This window comes from Nocardioides sp. NPDC000445 (assembly GCF_040300245.1).
Lineage (GTDB): Bacteria > Actinomycetota > Actinomycetes > Propionibacteriales > Nocardioidaceae > Nocardioides.
In genome coordinates, this window is record NZ_JBEPDH010000007.1 from 120235 (window position 1) to 135874 (window position 15640).

14 protein-coding genes are annotated in these 15640 nt (G+C 68.9%); 3 read left to right on the forward strand and 11 right to left on the reverse strand.

Features of this window, described 5'->3' with window-relative positions:
- Positions 1 to 4: 4 nt before the first annotated feature.
- Genes ABT304_RS11530 through msrB form a run of 3 tightly spaced genes read right to left on the reverse strand, consistent with a single transcriptional unit; the run spans position 5 to position 2046 of the window.
- Positions 5 to 895 (reverse strand): aminotransferase class IV, encoded by an 891-nt coding sequence (locus tag ABT304_RS11530; protein WP_350715249.1) that lies wholly within the window; start codon positions 893 to 895, stop codon positions 5 to 7.
- Positions 895 to 1605 carry a sulfotransferase-like domain-containing protein gene (locus tag ABT304_RS11535; protein WP_350715452.1) on the reverse strand — a complete coding sequence of 237 codons (711 nt, stop codon included), beginning with the start codon at positions 1603 to 1605 and terminating at the stop codon, positions 895 to 897. The genes ABT304_RS11530 and ABT304_RS11535 overlap by 1 nt, the downstream gene beginning before the upstream one ends.
- A 36-nt stretch (positions 1606 to 1641) precedes the next feature.
- Positions 1642 to 2046: a peptide-methionine (R)-S-oxide reductase MsrB gene (gene msrB, locus ABT304_RS11540; RefSeq protein ID WP_350715251.1), complete on the reverse strand. Its 405-nt coding sequence runs from the start codon at positions 2044 to 2046 to the stop codon at positions 1642 to 1644.
- A 97-nt stretch (positions 2047 to 2143) separates the two neighbouring features.
- Between msrB and ABT304_RS11545 the strand changes: the two genes are divergently transcribed.
- Positions 2144 to 2584, forward strand: a complete 441-nt coding sequence (locus ABT304_RS11545; protein WP_350715252.1) for a cysteine dioxygenase — start codon at positions 2144 to 2146, stop codon at positions 2582 to 2584.
- Here ABT304_RS11545 and ABT304_RS11550 read toward each other — a convergent pair whose 3' ends face one another.
- From ABT304_RS11550 to ABT304_RS11560, 3 genes are all read right to left on the reverse strand, one after another.
- Positions 2585 to 3880: a GNAT family N-acetyltransferase gene (locus ABT304_RS11550; protein ID WP_350715254.1), complete on the reverse strand. Its 1296-nt coding sequence runs from the start codon at positions 3878 to 3880 to the stop codon at positions 2585 to 2587.
- A gap of 40 nt (positions 3881 to 3920) precedes the next feature.
- On the reverse strand, positions 3921 to 4805 hold the full coding sequence (locus ABT304_RS11555) for a DUF4349 domain-containing protein (RefSeq protein WP_350715256.1): 885 nt from the start codon (positions 4803 to 4805) through the stop codon (positions 3921 to 3923).
- A gap of 125 nt (positions 4806 to 4930) precedes the next feature.
- Entirely contained in the window at positions 4931 to 6196 is a 1266-nt protein-coding gene (locus ABT304_RS11560; RefSeq protein WP_350715258.1) for a PA0049 C-terminal domain-containing protein, read from the reverse strand.
- A 141-nt stretch (positions 6197 to 6337) separates the two neighbouring features.
- Between ABT304_RS11560 and ABT304_RS11565 the strand changes: the two genes are divergently transcribed.
- Positions 6338 to 7423, forward strand: a complete 1086-nt coding sequence (locus tag ABT304_RS11565; RefSeq protein ID WP_350715260.1) for a DNA polymerase domain-containing protein — start codon at positions 6338 to 6340, stop codon at positions 7421 to 7423.
- Between the two features lie 199 nt (positions 7424 to 7622).
- Here ABT304_RS11565 and ABT304_RS11570 read toward each other — a convergent pair whose 3' ends face one another.
- The 3 genes from ABT304_RS11570 to ABT304_RS11580 all read right to left on the reverse strand — a co-directional run bounded on the left by ABT304_RS11570 (position 7623) and on the right by ABT304_RS11580 (position 10139).
- Positions 7623 to 8147 carry a hypothetical protein gene (locus ABT304_RS11570; protein WP_160027160.1) on the reverse strand — a complete coding sequence of 175 codons (525 nt, stop codon included), beginning with the start codon at positions 8145 to 8147 and terminating at the stop codon, positions 7623 to 7625.
- A 20-nt stretch (positions 8148 to 8167) separates the two neighbouring features.
- Complete coding sequence (locus ABT304_RS11575; RefSeq protein WP_350715261.1) at positions 8168 to 9286, reverse strand: ATP-dependent DNA ligase; 1119 nt, start codon at positions 9284 to 9286, stop codon at positions 8168 to 8170.
- 121 nt (positions 9287 to 9407) lie between these two features.
- Positions 9408 to 10139, reverse strand: coding sequence for a helix-turn-helix domain-containing protein (locus tag ABT304_RS11580; protein ID WP_350715263.1), 732 nt, complete (start codon positions 10137 to 10139; stop codon positions 9408 to 9410).
- Between ABT304_RS11580 and ABT304_RS11585 the strand changes: the two genes are divergently transcribed.
- Entirely contained in the window at positions 10132 to 11007 is an 876-nt protein-coding gene (locus ABT304_RS11585; protein WP_350715265.1) for a hypothetical protein, read from the forward strand. The genes ABT304_RS11580 and ABT304_RS11585 overlap by 8 nt on opposite strands.
- A gap of 418 nt (positions 11008 to 11425) precedes the next feature.
- Here ABT304_RS11585 and ABT304_RS11590 read toward each other — a convergent pair whose 3' ends face one another.
- On the reverse strand, positions 11426 to 12028 hold the full coding sequence (locus ABT304_RS11590) for an excisionase (protein WP_350715266.1): 603 nt from the start codon (positions 12026 to 12028) through the stop codon (positions 11426 to 11428).
- Between the two features lie 87 nt (positions 12029 to 12115).
- Complete coding sequence (gene mobF, locus ABT304_RS11595; RefSeq protein ID WP_350715268.1) at positions 12116 to 15625, reverse strand: MobF family relaxase; 3510 nt, start codon at positions 15623 to 15625, stop codon at positions 12116 to 12118.
- Between the last annotated feature and the right edge of the window lie 15 nt (positions 15626 to 15640).

The window sequence follows — 15640 nt, forward strand, 5'->3', positions numbered from 1 at the left end:
GGCGTCAGGCGACGACCGTCCCGGTCGTCGCCTGCAGATCCGCGTACGCCTTCGAGAGCTGCTGCGTCATCGGCCCGCGCTCGATCGGCCGGCCGTCGAGGGAGACCACCGGGGTGAGCCCGCCCATCGTGCCGGTGACGAAGGCCTCGTCGGCCGTGTGGGCATCGGTGAGCGAGAAGTCGCCGACGTCCACCGGCAGGCCCAGCTCGGCGGCGAGGTCGAGGACGGTGGCGCGGGTGATCCCCTCGGGGCACGCACGGGTCGTCGAGGTGCGCAGCACGCCGTCGCGTACGTGAAAGAAGTGGGTGGCGTTGGTCTCGGCGATGAAGCCGGCGTCGTCCAGCATCAGCGCGTCGTCGGCGCCCGCGTTGGTCGCCTCGACCTTGGCCAGGATCGAGGGGATCAGGTTGTTGTGATGGATCTTCGGGTCGAGCATGTCGGCGCGCGGGCGGCGCTGGGCCGCGGTGATCAGCGTGATCCCGGAGTCGTCGTAGACCGGTGACTTGAACTCGGCCAGCACGATCAGTGTCGGACCCGACTGGTTGAGCCGCGGGTCCATGCCGGAGGTGACCTTGACGCCGCGCGAGAGCGTCAGCCGGATGTGGACGTCGTCGTGCATCTCGTTGGCGGCCAGGCACTCCCGGATCGCCTCGGTCATGTACGCGTCGGAGGGGATGTCCGAGAAGGCGAGAGCTCGCGCCGAGCGCCGCAGCCGCTGCAGGTGCTCGTCGAGCTTGAAGATGCGTCCCCGGGTGAGCCGCAGCCCCTCCCAGACGCCGTCGCCGCCCTGGGCGAGCGAGTCGAACGGCGAGATCCGCGCCTCCAGGCGGTGGCTGAGCTCGCCGTTGATCCAGACCTGGAGGTGGTCGTTGCGGGGGTCGTAGGTCTGAAGCATCAGTCGCCGTTCTTGATATCGGGGGCCATGACATAGGGGGCGAGGCGATCGTAGTAGGGCAGGCAGCGCTCCAGCAGCGGCTCCAGGCGCGCGGGCAGCGGGTCGGCGGCGCCGGGGGAGGAGGCGGCGAACCCGGTCGAGGCCCACACCCCGGAGTACCAGTGCGGGGCCCACACTCCGTCGGAGTCGCGGCGGCCGGCCGGCCACGACAGCATCGCCTCGTCGAAGCCGATCCCCAGCGCCTCGCACAGCCCGACGAGAGCCGCCCGCGGCGAGGCCAGGATCGAGGCGGCATCGACCACCGGCCCGCCGAACTCCTCGAAGAGCGCCACCTGCTGCGGCAGTCCGAGGTCCTCGAGCGTCGGCTCCTCACGGACCTTGGCGTACGAGGTCAGCACCCGCTCCGGGTCCCGGACCAGGAACGCGTGCGAGAGTCCGGCGAACGCGCCGTGGTCCATCTCCGGGAGCAGGTGATGCGTCATGTGCTTCTGGTACTGCACCGCCGACCCGACCGGCCCGGACGTGATCTCCTCGGCCACGACCCGCCAGTCGTTCGGCTGGGAGGCGAGGACGTCGTCACGGCCCGGGTGATCGAGGCCTGTGGCCGCGAGGTAGGCGGCGTACAGCGGCTCGTCGAGGACCGTGCAGTCCGGCCGGTTCTCGAACGAGCGCATCAACGCCGTGGATAGGTTTCTCGGTCCTGACCACATCGCGATCCGCACAGTCACGGCGCAACGCTAGCCGGGTCAGGCCTCGTCGGCAGGCTCCAGCGAGATCGAGATCGAGTTGATGCAGAACCGGTCGCCGGTCGGGGTGCCGTAGCCGTCGGGGAAGACGTGGCCGAGGTGGGACCCGCAGTTGGCGCAGCGGACCTCCACGCGGTCCATCCCGTGCGACTTGTCCTCGATGTACTCGATCGTGTCGCTGATCGGCTGGTAGAACGACGGCCAGCCGCAGCCGGAGTGGAACTTGGTGTCCGACTCGAACAGCTTGGCCTTGCAGGCCTTGCACGAGTAGACGCCCTTGGTCTCGGTGTCGGTGTATTCACCCGTGAACGCCCGCTCGGTGCCCGCCTGGCGCAGCACCGCGTACTCCTCCGGCGAGAGCTCTGCTCGCCACTCCTCGTCGGACTTCTCCACGTTGTAACCCATGGTTGAAATGGTACGTCTGGGGTGGGAGCACAACTCCATTGTCAAAGTCGAGTCATCTACTATACTTAAATCCACGACGCTTCTGGAGGAGGCCACCTTGACCGCACTAGCCATGCAGCCCCTGCTGGACGCCATCCGCACCTACGCCGACGACGACCTGGTCGCGCGGGTGCAGGCGCCCGAGACCGGGCGCGAGTTCCACCTGCTCCACCGCGACGACAAGGTCGAGGTCTGGCTGATCGCCTGGTCGCCGGGCGCCAGCACCGGCTTCCACGACCACGGCACCGCGACCACCGCCTTCACCGTGCTCGCCGGCAACCTGGTCGAGCACAACTGGCTCGGTGGCCTGCAGATCGCCGATGTCGGCCCCGGCGACGCCCGGGCGCACGACGCCGGCCACGTCCATGACGTACGCAACGTCGGGTCGCACCCGGCGATCAGCCTGCATGCGTACGCACCGAGGCTGGACGCGATGCACCACTACCACTTTCGCGGCGACCGGATCAGCCTGATCGGCGCCGAGCCCGGACGCCCCTGATCAGAAGCCGGTGATGCAGTAGGGCAGCGGGCCGCCGTCGGCCATCGCCGCCCAGGTCTCGATCGCCTCGGGCGAGCCCGTGATCCGGCCGGCGGCCGCCAGGGTGCGTACGTCGACGCCGCCGAGGTAGAGGGCGCCGAGGGTGTCCGCGGCTAGCTCCACCGTCGGGGCGTCGTCGGTCCGGGTGACCTCGGCCTTGCCGTCCGCGACGGCGACCCGCCAGGCACCGGCAGCGTGTCCGAGCTGGTCGTCGACGCCGAGGACGACCTCGCCGGCGGCGTACCAGGGTCGTGCCTGCAGTGCCACCGGCACATCGAGCACGCGCAGCCACAGCATGTCTTCGAGCTCGGCGCTCTTGACCGCGAACGGCTCGGCGAGCGCCCAGTAGAGCGGGTCCTGCAGCGGCGCCCGGCGCCAGCCGACCCGCTCGACGAGGTCGATGTCGGCGAGGAACCGCCACAGCCGTAGGTAGGCCGCCGGGGTCAGCGCCACCAGGTCGACGACCCGCGCCATCCGCAGGCCGGAGTCGTTGCGCTCGTCGGCGGTCTTGTAGATCGCGTAGCCGTCGGGCGTGCCGGAGGCGTCCAGGTGCAGCACGGTGCGCTGCTTCGACTCGCCCTTCGAGTCGCCGCCGAAGTCGTAGGCGCTGGAGAGCCACGGCTCGTAGAACTGCGGCCGGGTGACCGATCCGCGGGTGCGCTCCTGGAAGGTGCCGTAGATCTCGGCGACCGTCTTCCAGGCGTCGGCCGGCTCGACCAGGGTCACCGAGCCGTCGTCTTCCGGCACCTCGGGGCGGTAGCGGAACTTCGCGGTGACGTCGACCTCGACCTCGCGCAGATGGGTGGCCGTGCCGAACCCGAAGCGGCCGTAGATCGACCCCTCCGAGACGGTCAGCGCCGCCAGCGGTACGCCGGCGGCGACCGCGTCGGCCAGCGAGACCGTCATCAGCTTGCGCAGCAGGCCCTGGCGCCGGTGGGTCGGCGAGACGGTCACGTCGCTGATCAGCAGCGTCGGCAGGCTGACGCCGCCGCCGACGTTGACCGGCGAGGTCCAGGACGAGAACGTCGCGACCGGGATCGTGGCCGAGGAGAACTCCGAGCTCTCCGTCCACGCCCCCAGCAGCGTCACCGAGTCGGAGCGGGTGTGGTCGCGCCAGACCTGGATGCCGTCGTCGTTGCCTCGGGACTGGTGGAAGCCACGTCGCGTGCCTTCGTACCACCCCTTCAACAGGGCCTCGTCCCCGTCGAAGGGGTCGAGGCTGCGGAAGACGAGGCCGGGGTGCTCGAGCGCGCTCATGGTCAGAACGTACGCCGCCGAGCACCCCGATCTCGACTGGTTATTCCTCCGCCGGGCCGGTGGCCGGCACAGCGGCCGGCACTGTCGCGACCACCTGCTTGCGGCGTCGGGAGAGGAGCCAGACGGGCGCGATGAGGAGCAGGAGGACCGGCGTCCACGGGATGATGGCGCCGAGCGCGACCGCGAGGACACGGGCCGAGTCGCCCAGCGCGTCCCACCCGGCGCTCAGCCCCGCCAGGAAGCCGGGGTCGTCGTCGGAGGAGCCGCCGGGACCGGCACGGTCGATGTTGACCGTGATGGTCGACAGCGACGTCTGGTTCTCGAGGGCCGCCTGCTGGGCGAGCAGCGAGTTGAGGTCGGCCTCGCGTCGGGCGAGCTCGGACTCGATCGCGATGACATCCCCGATCTCCTCCGCGCGGGAGAGGAGCGTACGGATCCTCTCGATGCTCGTCCGGGCGTTCTTCACCCGCACCTCGGTGTCGACGACCTCGGTGGTGACGTCGGTGGTCGTGGTGTTGGAGTCGACCAGGGTGGCGGTGTCCTCGAGGTCGGCCATCGCGTCGTCGAACGACTTCGACGGGATCCGGAGGACCATCCGGGCATGGCTCGGTCCGTCGTCGTCGCTGTCGCTGGTCTCCTGCTCGGTGACCTGACCGGCGTACCTGTCGGAGATCTGCTGCACCTGCGTACGTGTCTTGCCGACGTCCTTCGCGTCGAGCGAGACCGAGCCGGTGGAGATGATCGATGGTTGCGCGACGGCCTGCTTCGGTGCCGCGGCGTCCGCATCCTGCGCGGCCATCTCCGGGCCGGCCGCCTTCCCGGCCGATGAGTCGGCAAGCGACTCGACCGAGCCGGAGTCGGCGGAGGACCCGCCCGATCCGTCCGAGCCGCCGCATGCGCCGAGGGCGAAGATGCTGACAATCACAAGGGCCGCACCCGAGATAGGCCTGACCTTTGCTGTTTTCATGCCCTCTGTACGCCCGGGGGCATGAAAACGGTGCGGGAGACGGCTAGTTCCTTCGTGCCATTTTCCTTCGGGTCGTCTCCGGATCAGCTCGTCGCCGCAGCCGCCACGAGATCGAGGGTTTGGGCCACGATGTCCGCCCGCATGTCGGCCAGCGGTTCGCCGCCGGCGTCCCCGTCGAGGACGGGTACGTGGATGTGACCCTGCTTGGTGTCGGCCTGGAGCGCGTCTCGGAGGGCGGTGGTGCGGTAGGCCGACTCGTTGGACAGGTAGTCACCGCCGCCACCGGCGACCGCCGTGGAGCCCGGCGTCGGGTCCTCCCGGGTGACCGGCGCGGTCGATCCGGCCGGGATCTCGGTGATGATCCGGTTGATGTTCACCGGGAAGGTGCCGGGCACGGCCGCCTTCATCGCCTCGACCGGCAGTGTGGTCCGGGTCCACTGCGGCTGCGGGTCAGCATGAGGTACGTCCTCGGGAATCGGGATCGTCTCGTTGACGCTGACGCGGTCGTTGTCGGGGAAGGTGCCGCGATGGGCGCCGTTCCAGACCTCCAGGTCGAAACGGCCCGCGCGGCCCTGGCTGATGGTGATGGCGGTGTCCACGTCGCGCTTGCCGGGGACCAGGTGCGGCAGGAACGCCCGCTCGACGCTGCCCTGCGCGAACGGCCCCCACAGCACCGGGAACACCACGGTCTGGATCTCGACGGGACCCTTCGCCGTCTGGACGACGCGCCCGTCCATCGCCAGCGCCGTCGCCCCGGACGGATTCGACTGGCGGATGTTGCGATCGAGGGTGAACGGGTCGAAGCCGGAGGCCAGCACCTGCCGTGACCGGCCGGCCTCGCCGCGGGCGAAGGCGGTCGACTCGATCCCGCGCGAGCTCCGGTCGAAGGCCGCCAGCACCTTCTCCCGGGCGTCCTCGGACCAGGTCGGGTACGGAGGAGCGACTCGTGCGATCTCCAGCTCGCCCGCGAGCCGAGCCCAGTAGAGCGGCCGGTCGTCGCTGCGAGGAAGGTCGCCACCGGCGTCGCCGCGGCCCTGCACGCGGTCGACCGCGCGCTGCCACAGCGCCTGGCCGACGAGCCGTGCCGCAGCGGTGGCGGCCCTGCTGCTGCCGGCCGCGCAGACGACCGTCCTCACCGTGCCGGCGACGTCGTCGAACCCGGAGCGGGCCAGGATGTCGCTCACCGCCGGGTCGGTGAGCCGGGTGTGCTCCACCCGGGTCTCGGGCGAGGCGACGGTCCGGCAGGCCGGGGTGGTGCTCGCGGTCGCGGGAGCGCCGGTGAGACCGAGGGTGATGGCGGCGGCCAAGGCCGCCGTGGCGGCGGTCAGTGCCGTGGTTCGAGTCGACATGTGGGGGTCCTCCGAGATCGTGGCGGTCGCCGTACGTTGGAGCGGATCATGCCGGTCTCGAGACGTACTGGCCAGTGAGTTGCCGATGTCGTCCGGGCGATTTCACTGGGGGAGGGGCGTGGAGCGGGCTAGGTTGGCGCCATGGCGAAGACACCGGCGGCACACGTGCAGGCAGGCGAGCGCGAGGTGCGGATCTCCAGCCCAGACCGGGTGATCTACGAGGCGACCGACCGCACCCCCGAGGTCACCAAGCTGATGGTCGCGGAGTTCTTCGCGACCGTCGGCGACCCGCTGATGCGAGCGCTGCGGGATCGCCCGACGGCTCTGGAGCGCTGGCCCGACGGCTGGCGCGAGGGCATGAAGCTGGCCACCGGCCCGACCGACAAAGAGGGTGACGGCTTCTACCAGAAGCGCACGCCCAAGGGAGCCCCCGACTACCTCGAGGAGGTCGAGATCACCTTCCCGAGCGGGCGTAAGGCGCGAGAGATCTGCCCCACCGAGCCTGCTGTCCCGGTCTGGTGCGCCCAGATGGGTGCGCTCACCTTCCACCCCTGGCCCGTCCGCCGCGCTGACGTCGATCACCCCGACGAGCTGCGCATCGACCTCGACCCCCAGCCGGGCACCGACTTCGCCGACGCCGTGCGGGTCGCGGGCGTCGCCCGGGAGACCCTCGAGGAGCTCGGCCTGCGCGGTTTCGCGAAGACCAGCGGCAACCGCGGCGTACACATCTACGTGCGCATCCGGCCGGAGTGGACCTTCGAGGACCTGCGTCACGCCGCGATCGGGTTCGGCCGTGAGCTGGAGCGTCGCGACGGGGGAGTGACCACCGCGTGGTGGAAGGAGGAACGCGGGGAGCGCATCTTCGTCGACTTCAACCAGAACAACCGAGATCGGACCATCGCGAGCGCCTACTCGCTGCGTCCCAAGCCCGGCGCCCCGGTCTCCACGCCGCTCACCTGGGACGAGCTGGCCGACCTGAAGGACCCGCGCGAGCTCAACCTCTTCACCGTCCCCGACTTCCTCGCCGACGGCGACCGCTGGGCGGAGATCGACGACGAGGCGTACGACCTCACGCCGCTGCTCGAGCTCTGGGAGAAGCTGCCCGGCGGCGAGCTCAACTTCCCGCCCGACTACCCGAAGATGCCGGGCGAGCCGCCGCGGGTGCAGCCGAGCAAGAAGGTCGCGTCCCACTGGGACGAGGAGGGCAACCGGATCGGCGACAGATAGCAGAAGTGCCCGCTCAGCGCGGATCCCCCGATCGCACGAGCAGGCACTTCCTTGTCGCTGGATCCCCCCGGAACAGCGAACCCCAAGATCCTATGGGAATGCTGTCCACAACTGCCAGGTGGAGCCGGTAACAGAGCGGTAACCTTCGGTGTGTCGCCGCTCACTTCTGTTGATTCGGCTGTCATCGAGACGAAACGCCTCACATGCCGGTGATTCCTTCGCCTTCGCCGGCCTGCTCGTCGAAGTTCTCGTGTTCGATCAGGTGCAGCACGGGGACGTGGAGATGGCGGCGGGCCTGGTGGGTCCAGTCGACGTGGAAGAACTCGGCGACCACGTGGGGGCGGGTCATGATGATCGCCTCGCGACCGTCGACCGCGGCGACCTTGGCGCGCAGCGCCTTGACCGGGTCCTGGACGAGCTCGCCGTGGGCGGAGGCGCCGGAGGTCTTCAGGACCTTCAGGGTCTGCTCGAGTGCCTTCTCGGCCTCCTCCTTGGCCTCCTCGCGCACTGCGTCGAGGTCGATCTCGTTCATCATCATCGCCGAGCCGAGGTATTCGGCCGCGCTGAGCGTGCCCATCGCCGACTCGATCCGGGCGGCAGCGTCCTCCAAGGGCAGCAGCACGTGGTAGACCGGGTCCTCGACTCCCTCGTGGAGGGAGTGGACTCGGGTCGCGTCGTCGAGGGTGATTGCCTGCTCGACCAGGAGAACGACGTCGTAGCTCATGGCTCCGACCCTAGCCGGATTTATCTGAGCTTTTGAGCAGGACCCCCGAGCACTTCGGACAGCTCGTACGCCACGGGTTCCTCGAGCTGCTCGTAGCCGCACGACTCGGGGTCGCGGTCGGGGCGCCAGCGCTTGAACTGAGCGGTGTGCCGGAACCGGCGTCCCTCCATGTGGTCGTAGCCCACCTCGAGCACTCGCTCCGGGCGCAGCGGGGTGAATGACAGGTCCTTCCCCTGCGACCAGCGGCTCTGAGTGCCGGGGACCCGGTCGGGGTTGGCGGTGAGGAACTCCTGCCAGCGGCCCCAGGGATGATCCTCGATGGGGACGACCAGTGGTTGAAGCTCCTGCCACAGCTCGGCGCGCCGCGCGGCGGTGAAGGACGCCGAGACCCCGATGTGCTGCAGCTCCGGCTGACCGTCCTCCCCGGGGGCGTACAGACCCAGCAGCAGGCTCCCGAGCAACGGATTCTCCGGCGTGGAGGTCTTGTGCTCGCGGTAGCCGGCGACGACCACGTCCGCCGTACGGGAGTGCTTGATCTTCAGCATCGTCCGCTTGTCGGGGACGTAAGGGGCATCGAGCGGCTTGGCCATCACTCCGTCCAGCCCGGCGCCCTCGAACCGGGTGAACCAGTCCTGGGCGACCTCGGGGTCGGTCGTCGTGGTGCACATGTGGACGTTGTCCGAGCTCACCTCTGCGAAGACTGCCTCCAGTGCCGCCCGCCGTTCCGTCAGCGGCTCGTCGAGGAACGACCTCTCGCCCAGTGCGAGCAGATCGAAGGCCGCGTACGCAGCGGGCGTCTCCTCCGCCAACAGGTTGATCCGCGACGCCGCCGGGTGGATGCGCTGCTGGAGCACCTCGAACTCCAGCCGGTCTCCGATCGCCACGAAGATCTCCCCGTCGAGCACGATCTTCTCCGGCAGCGCCTTCCGCAGCGCCTCGGCCACCTCGGGGAAGTAGCGGGTCAGCGGCTTGGTGTTGCGCGAGGCCAGCTCCACCTCGTCCCCGTCCTTGAACACGATGCACCGGAACCCGTCCCATTTGGGTTCTAGTTGCATGTTTGGCGCCATCGAGAGCACCTTCTCGAGCGATGCCGGCTTGGCCAGCATTGGCAGGATCGGCGGCATCACTGGAAGGTCCACATGCTCACCGTAGGCGATCGACGTGCGCTGTGTGCGACCACTCGAGATAGGCGTTGCAAGCGTCTCGCACTCGAGGCGTCCGGCATACGCCGGGCAGTCGCTGCCTTTGCGCGGGGGACCTTCACCAGTGCCGCATCAGGGCTCGGATCTGGTCGGGATCGAGCCCGTAGTTGGCCAGGCGACGAAACACCCGCATCTTCTTGGCACGCGTAGCCGTTCGACGTCGGTAGTCCTGCCCCCACTCCCGAGCGTCGGCGATCAAGAGTTCCTCGATGACCTGATCTGCGGTCTGGCCGACCAGTCGCCCCCACGCGGTGCGGATCTCCGGGGGAAGCGAGTCGGCCAGATCGGGCCAGGCGTCGACCAGGAGAGCGGCATCGAGGTGCTCGAATAGCTGGGTCTCCGTGCCATAGCGAAGCAGCCAGGCATAGCCCGCGGAGCGACGATCGCGGTCACCTAGATTGAACACGCGGTGGTCGCGTCCAAGGGTCACCCTCAGGGGCGCGAAGCATTGCTCGGGTTGCAACCGCCACAGACGGTTGGGCACAAGGGCCGTGGACCGTCCGGGCCCGGCAACTGCGATCTGGTGGAAGGTGACGCGTTCGTTGAGGGTGAGTTCGAAGTCGAGACACCGCAAGATGCGCTCGAGGACGGCGATGGTGGGCGACTTCGCGCCACGTTCGTAGGCCGACAGCGACGGCTGCGACGTACCGCATCGGCGCGCGAGCGCCTCTTGGGTCAACCCGCGAGCGACGCGAGCGGCCTCCAGCAACGAGTCCTCATGGCCGATGGCCATACCAAAACATAACTCTTCGGATCTGACACGCTCAAGAGCCGCATTCGTCGTGCGCACCTACCTGGTGAAGCCAGGAACAGGAGGCGAGATGAGTGTTGCAGACGAGTACGGATTCGACGATCCCGGATCGCCACTGCTGATCGAAGCGCGGACGGGATGGGAACGATGGTGCGCCGCCGATCCACGTCTCGCCGTCGTCGACGACCTCACAGACCTGCGGGAATGGACCCGGCACGCGAGTCTTGACGACAAGGTGGCGATGCTCCGCACGCTGGCGAAGCTGACTGCGACCGACCGTGCGGCGGTCGCGGCGCTGGTGTGGTTGCTGATTCCCGGGGCGTGTCGTGTCGCCGAAGCACTGAGCGATCTCTCCTCGGACATCGATGCGCTGGTCGCCTCCGAGCTATGGGTCCAGGCCTCCGAGGCGCATCGGGTACGAACGCCGTGGCTGGCCCGGGCACTCCTGAATGCGACCCGCCGTGAGGTCGCAGCCACGCTCGGTGTCGGCAGCCGTGCCGACCGTCATTGGAAGCATGTGCTGATTACTGACGAGCTCGCCATGCTCGCGAGCGTTGCCGGCGATCGCGCAGCGCTGGAGGAGGAGGTCGTGCCGGAGGCGGAACTGGGTGAGTTCCTCGACCAGGCAATCCGCGACCACGCAGTAGAAGAGGGTGAGGTGCGCCTCCTCCGCGAACTCGCCGTCGCAGCCGAGGTCGTCGGCGCACCGATGCGCCGCGGACGGCTGGGCCTGACCACACCTGCGGCGGTCGACCTGGTCGCCCACGACCACCCAGAGGCAGCCCGTACGCTGCGGCGCCGCGCCGCCCGCTCGTTGGACCGCTTGAAGGTCTATGCCGCGGTGTGGACCGACGACACCAGCCGGGAGCGCTCAGAGCAGAAGGGCAGTGAGATCGGTGCAGCCTGACTCTGGAGGCCTTGTTGACACCGTCTTAGAGGAGCCCGCAAGAAGGGCTTGGCGTCGAGCAGCGGTCCGATCCCTTACCAGCGGCGGCGTCGTCGGCGACGCCGGGAGTGCAAATAGAGCCAGTCTTGCTCTTCTTGGCCGAGATCTGGTGGCGGCAAGCTGCCCCGTTGCTTGAAGTGCCACATGACAGCCCGTGCGCTGTGGATGGTCATGCCGTCAGCCAGGAGTGCCTTGAAGGCGTCGAGGGATGCGCGGGTGACCCGGTAGTGGGCCTGGCCTGGGGCGTAGAAGCGCCTGTCGAGGCACCAGCAGATCTCGTTTGCCTTCCAGATGGGGACGTCCAACTCCGCTGCAACCCGGCGTGCCGACACGAGCAGTTTGGGCGGATCGGGCGGCTCCCAGTGCTCGGGCCGCATCCTCACCACCAGCCCTTTCCGGACTCTCGCGGCATCGAGTTCACCCAGGCGAGCAGCGATCCGTACACGATGCGATAGTTCCTTGCGCCCTCGCCGATGAAGACGCGGTCAAGATCACCGAGTGAGACTGCCTGACGGATCGCATGCTCAGGGAGGCTGAGCATCCACGCGGCCTCCTTGACAGTGATGAGGATCTTCTCGTCGTACGGATCGCTCACGTTGTCAGGGAACAGCGAGTCTCCCGCCGGTCTGCCTCCTCGGCGCCGCTTACCGACGGGCGAATCGATCGTGAGGTCGACCTCGGGTTTGGCCTCCTTCTTCTTCCCAGGCTGCTCCCGTGCCGGTGTCGTTGCAGGCGACTTGGACACCGGCTCGGGTTGCGACCAGAAGTGACCTGGCGGGTACGTCCCATGCTCGAGGTAATGGATCCCGGCGGCGGTGAGCGTCGCGTGCCATCGTGGTCCACGGCCTCTGATCTTGACGAGCCTTCGCCTCTCCAGGGCTCGTGCCGTTAGCCGCTGCGGGTTCGTCGCTTCGCCGGCACGGGGCTCCCTCGAAAGCCAGTTGAGCATGGCTACCTGGTTGTCGTTGAGTCGTGCTGTCACGTGCCCTGAGCCTAGGGCGATGAATCGGGGACCATCGAGCAGAACCGCGGTGGGACCGGATCGGCTCTGACTCGACCGCGAGCCCGGTCATAAGCTGGGCGCCGTTGGGCCAGCATGCCCAGCGGACTCCTGGCGCGACTGAAGCGTGTCGAGCGGAGTGAGCCTGCGGACGCGGTAGGTCAGAGCCGCGACGGCATGGCCGTCGGGCAACGGACCGCGCGCCAGGGCACGGTCTAGCAGGCCGCGAGCGTCGTGTCCCCCTCGATTGAGGGCGTCGAGCATGCGGGCGAGCTCGACGGCCTCGCCTCTGGCGTGGTCGTCCTGGGCCGGGATCCCTGCCCGACGGATGATCACCTCGTGCCAGCGCCGGACCGACTCGCTGTAACGACCGGTCAGCACGCGCAGGAGGTGGCGCTGGAACCGGGCAGCGACCGGGTCGGTGACGGCCGGCCCCGTCGGACGCGGATCATCCTCAGCCACCCCGCGGGCAGCCCGCCACAATGCCACGACGTCGTGGAGGTCGCCCAGGACATGGGCATACCGAGCAATCCAGGCGGGACGCTTTCCGCTCTCCGCCGCTGTTGCCCCGGGGCCGTCGGCGCTGCCCAAGTGGTCGAGGAATCCCCGCGCGGCCACCTCGACGTGCCGGGCACGAGCGGCAAGGTAAGGGCCCCAGAACTCGTCGACCGCGAGCTCGGCAGGAACTGCGGCCAGCCAGGGGAGGGGGCCCGCGCCAGCCGCCTCGAGGGCGTCGTCCCACCTGCTGCCGAGGATCCGCTCTGCCCCTGTGGCGACCGCGTCGGCATAGCGCGCGGAGGCGTCGTGGAGCTGGGTGGACCAGCTGCGCCCGCGGCGGAGCGTGGTGGTGGCCGAGACCGCAGCACCGTCACGCGCGACCACCTCGTCGAGCACCTGGATCGCTGTCAGCTGCTCCTGCGGCCCGGGCAACATGCACTGCTCCCGATCGGCATCGACAGGATCGACCGGTTCGAGCGCCACATGGACATGGTTCTCGCGCCGGCCGCGGGTCAGCATCGTGTACAACATCTGCCGGTCCTCGCGGCCGGCGACGATCCCATGGACGACGTCGGCGGTGAGACCCTGCGCGGTGTGGACGGTTGAGGCGTAGCCGAGCTCGACATGGTCGGCCACATAGTCGGCAGGCAACACCACCGTCAGGCCGGATCTGGCGTTGCGGACGGTCAGCGCGCCGTGGCCGATGCGGGTGATCGTCCAGCGGTCACCGTTCTTGACCCAGTCGGTGCCGGAGACGGCCAGGCGGCGCTGGTTGTGGCGCGTGATGATCGTGTCGCCGACTGAGGCCTGGTTGCCATCGGCCAGTTCGACCTCGGTGCGCGGTTCGATGCCGCCGAGGCGGCTGGATCGCGCCCGTTGGTTGAGCGTGGCGACCATTTCGCGTGTGGGCGCGAGCATGAGTGCGTCCAAGCCGCGATCTCGGTCATGATGCCAGGCGGCGAGGACCTCGGTCATCGTGGTTTCCTCGTCGCCGGTGTGGACGCGGTCGTGGTCGAGGTAGAACCCGATCGCGGACTGATCGCCGTCGCGAAGGTCGAGGGAGGCGGCGGCTTCGCCCGGGTCGACGAAGCGTACGACCTGCTCGAGCCGGTCGGCACCGTGCCGGTGGGTGATGTCACGCAGCACGCCACCGGCGCCGACGGCTGAGAGTTGCTGGTCATCGCCCAGGAGCCGGATGGTGGCACCACGTGAGAGGCAGAAGGCGACCACTCCGTCGAGGGTCAACGTGTCGGCCATCCCAGCCTCATCGATCACCACCAAGGTCTCCGCGCCGATGCGGGTGCTCAGCCCGCCGAGAGGGTTCCGCCCGGGGTGGGTGGTCTGGGTGAGGATCTCGTCGTCGATCTTCGCGAGGGTCTCGCACGGCAGTCCGGTGGCGTCCTGGAGCACCTTCGCCGCGGCGGCGGACGGAGCCAGCCCGATCGCGTCATAGCCGTTGGTCGTCCAGACGGCGGCCAAGACCTCGACCGCCGTGGTCTTCCCCGAGCCAGCAGGCGCCAGTGCAAGCCTGACTCGGGGGGCGCCGCCGGCCAGCGCATGCACCAGCGCGCGTTGCCCGTCATTGAGCCGCACGCCGCCGACGGTGCTGGCGGCCAGGACGATGTCGATCTCCTCAGAAGAGAACGCGAAAGCGCTGCCCAAGCCGGCTGCATCGACCAGCCGCTGTTCAGCTTGAAGGATCCGCTCACTGGCGTAGTGGTCCGCACCGGTATGCCGGTAGACGCTGGTCCCGTCCGAGCGCCGCAGGCCGACCGGCTCACGAAGATCGGGCCTCAGACGGACGGGATCGTCGTCCGGAGTCAGCGACACCGACATCCCAACGGCCGATGCGACGACCGCGTCGATCAGCGCGGGGAGGTCGTCTGCTCTGAGGTGACCAGATGCCGCGCTTCGCACTTGGCGCTCCGCTTCGGCGCGTAGATGCCAGCTTTGCCAAGTCGCGCGATGGGTTTCGAGCTCGGTGATCACGGCCACTGCCATTGCCCGGATCAGATGTGTGTCCATGGGTTCGCCGGAGCGCGCGCCGCGAGCCGGCAGAGACGCGTCCAAGACCGCTCGGGTCATCGCATCGAGGGTCGACTCGCTCCCCAGGAACTCGGATGCCTGGCGGCGCCAGATTCGTCGCTGCTCGGCCTCGGAGCGCGGTTCGTGCTTGGGATCACGAGTCTCCAGATTGGCCTGCTGCACCAGCCTGAGGCGCTCCGGTTCCGTCGGTGACCGCCTGTGTTTGTCCACGAACTCGGCGAGCAGGTCGCCCTCACGGCGATCGATGTCCCTGGTTCGTCGCGACCACATTCGGCACAGTCCGCCTGAGATACCCACGATCTCTCGGACCGGGCGCCGGTCCCGAGGGTTGGCGCGTTCGGCGAAAGTGATGCCGAGCTCGTCGGCGAGCCGGTACTCGAGTGCGGTGTTGTACGTCTCCGAGATCGCCACCGTGTGCTGGAAGAGCACGCGCCCGTAGATCGTCAGCCACTTGCCCGGGCGAGTCGCCTGCACCTTGTTGGCGACAGCGACGTGAGTGTGTAGGTCCGGGTCGCCGGCACGGGAGTCCCGGTGGCGAAAGGCGGCCGCGATCAGGCCTCGGGTCTCGACCTGCCGTGCCCCATCGGTCCCCTCTCGCGTGAACAGCACCTCGCGCTCGACATACGCCAACGCGTCACTGACCGCGGCATCGTGGGCCCGCTCGATCGCATGCGCAATCGGAGGCGGAGCGACCGCCCACAGCGTCGAGACCGACTTCACCGGACTAAAGGTCAGGTCGAACCCAGCCACTCCGTCTGACCGTGTTCGCCGACCCAACGGCCGCCCAGTGACGGGATGTTCCCCGGCACCGAACAGGCGCCCCATCTGCTCGGCCGTCACCACATCGCCCGAGTCGATCCCGTCTGGGCCGACGAAGGCGTTGAGCCCCGATCCGACCCACTGGCCAGGTGCCTCGCCCTTGGCCTTGTAGTAGTCGGCCAAGGCGGTGGCGCCGAGCTCGGTGGAATCGCCCGCCGCCACCTGCCGGGTCAAGTACTCGTACCCCGAGCCTGCGGCCAGCTTGTGGATCGTCATCGTCACGTACCCCAG

Coding starts and splice junctions, on each gene's coding strand:
- ABT304_RS11530 (WP_350715249.1), bottom strand. CDS start 895: ATGCTTCAGACCTACGACCCCCGCAACGACCACCTCCAGGTCTGGATC.
- ABT304_RS11535 (WP_350715452.1), bottom strand. CDS start 1,605: ATGTGGTCAGGACCGAGAAACCTATCCACGGCGTTGATGCGCTCGTTC.
- msrB (WP_350715251.1), bottom strand. CDS start 2,046: ATGGGTTACAACGTGGAGAAGTCCGACGAGGAGTGGCGAGCAGAGCTC.
- ABT304_RS11550 (WP_350715254.1), bottom strand. CDS start 3,880: ATGAGCGCGCTCGAGCACCCCGGCCTCGTCTTCCGCAGCCTCGACCCC.
- ABT304_RS11560 (WP_350715258.1), bottom strand. CDS start 6,196: ATGTCGACTCGAACCACGGCACTGACCGCCGCCACGGCGGCCTTGGCC.
- ABT304_RS11565 (WP_350715260.1), top strand. CDS start 6,338: ATGGCGAAGACACCGGCGGCACACGTGCAGGCAGGCGAGCGCGAGGTG.
- ABT304_RS11570 (WP_160027160.1), bottom strand. CDS start 8,147: ATGAGCTACGACGTCGTTCTCCTGGTCGAGCAGGCAATCACCCTCGAC.
- mobF (WP_350715268.1), bottom strand. CDS start 15,625: ATGACGATCCACAAGCTGGCCGCAGGCTCGGGGTACGAGTACTTGACC.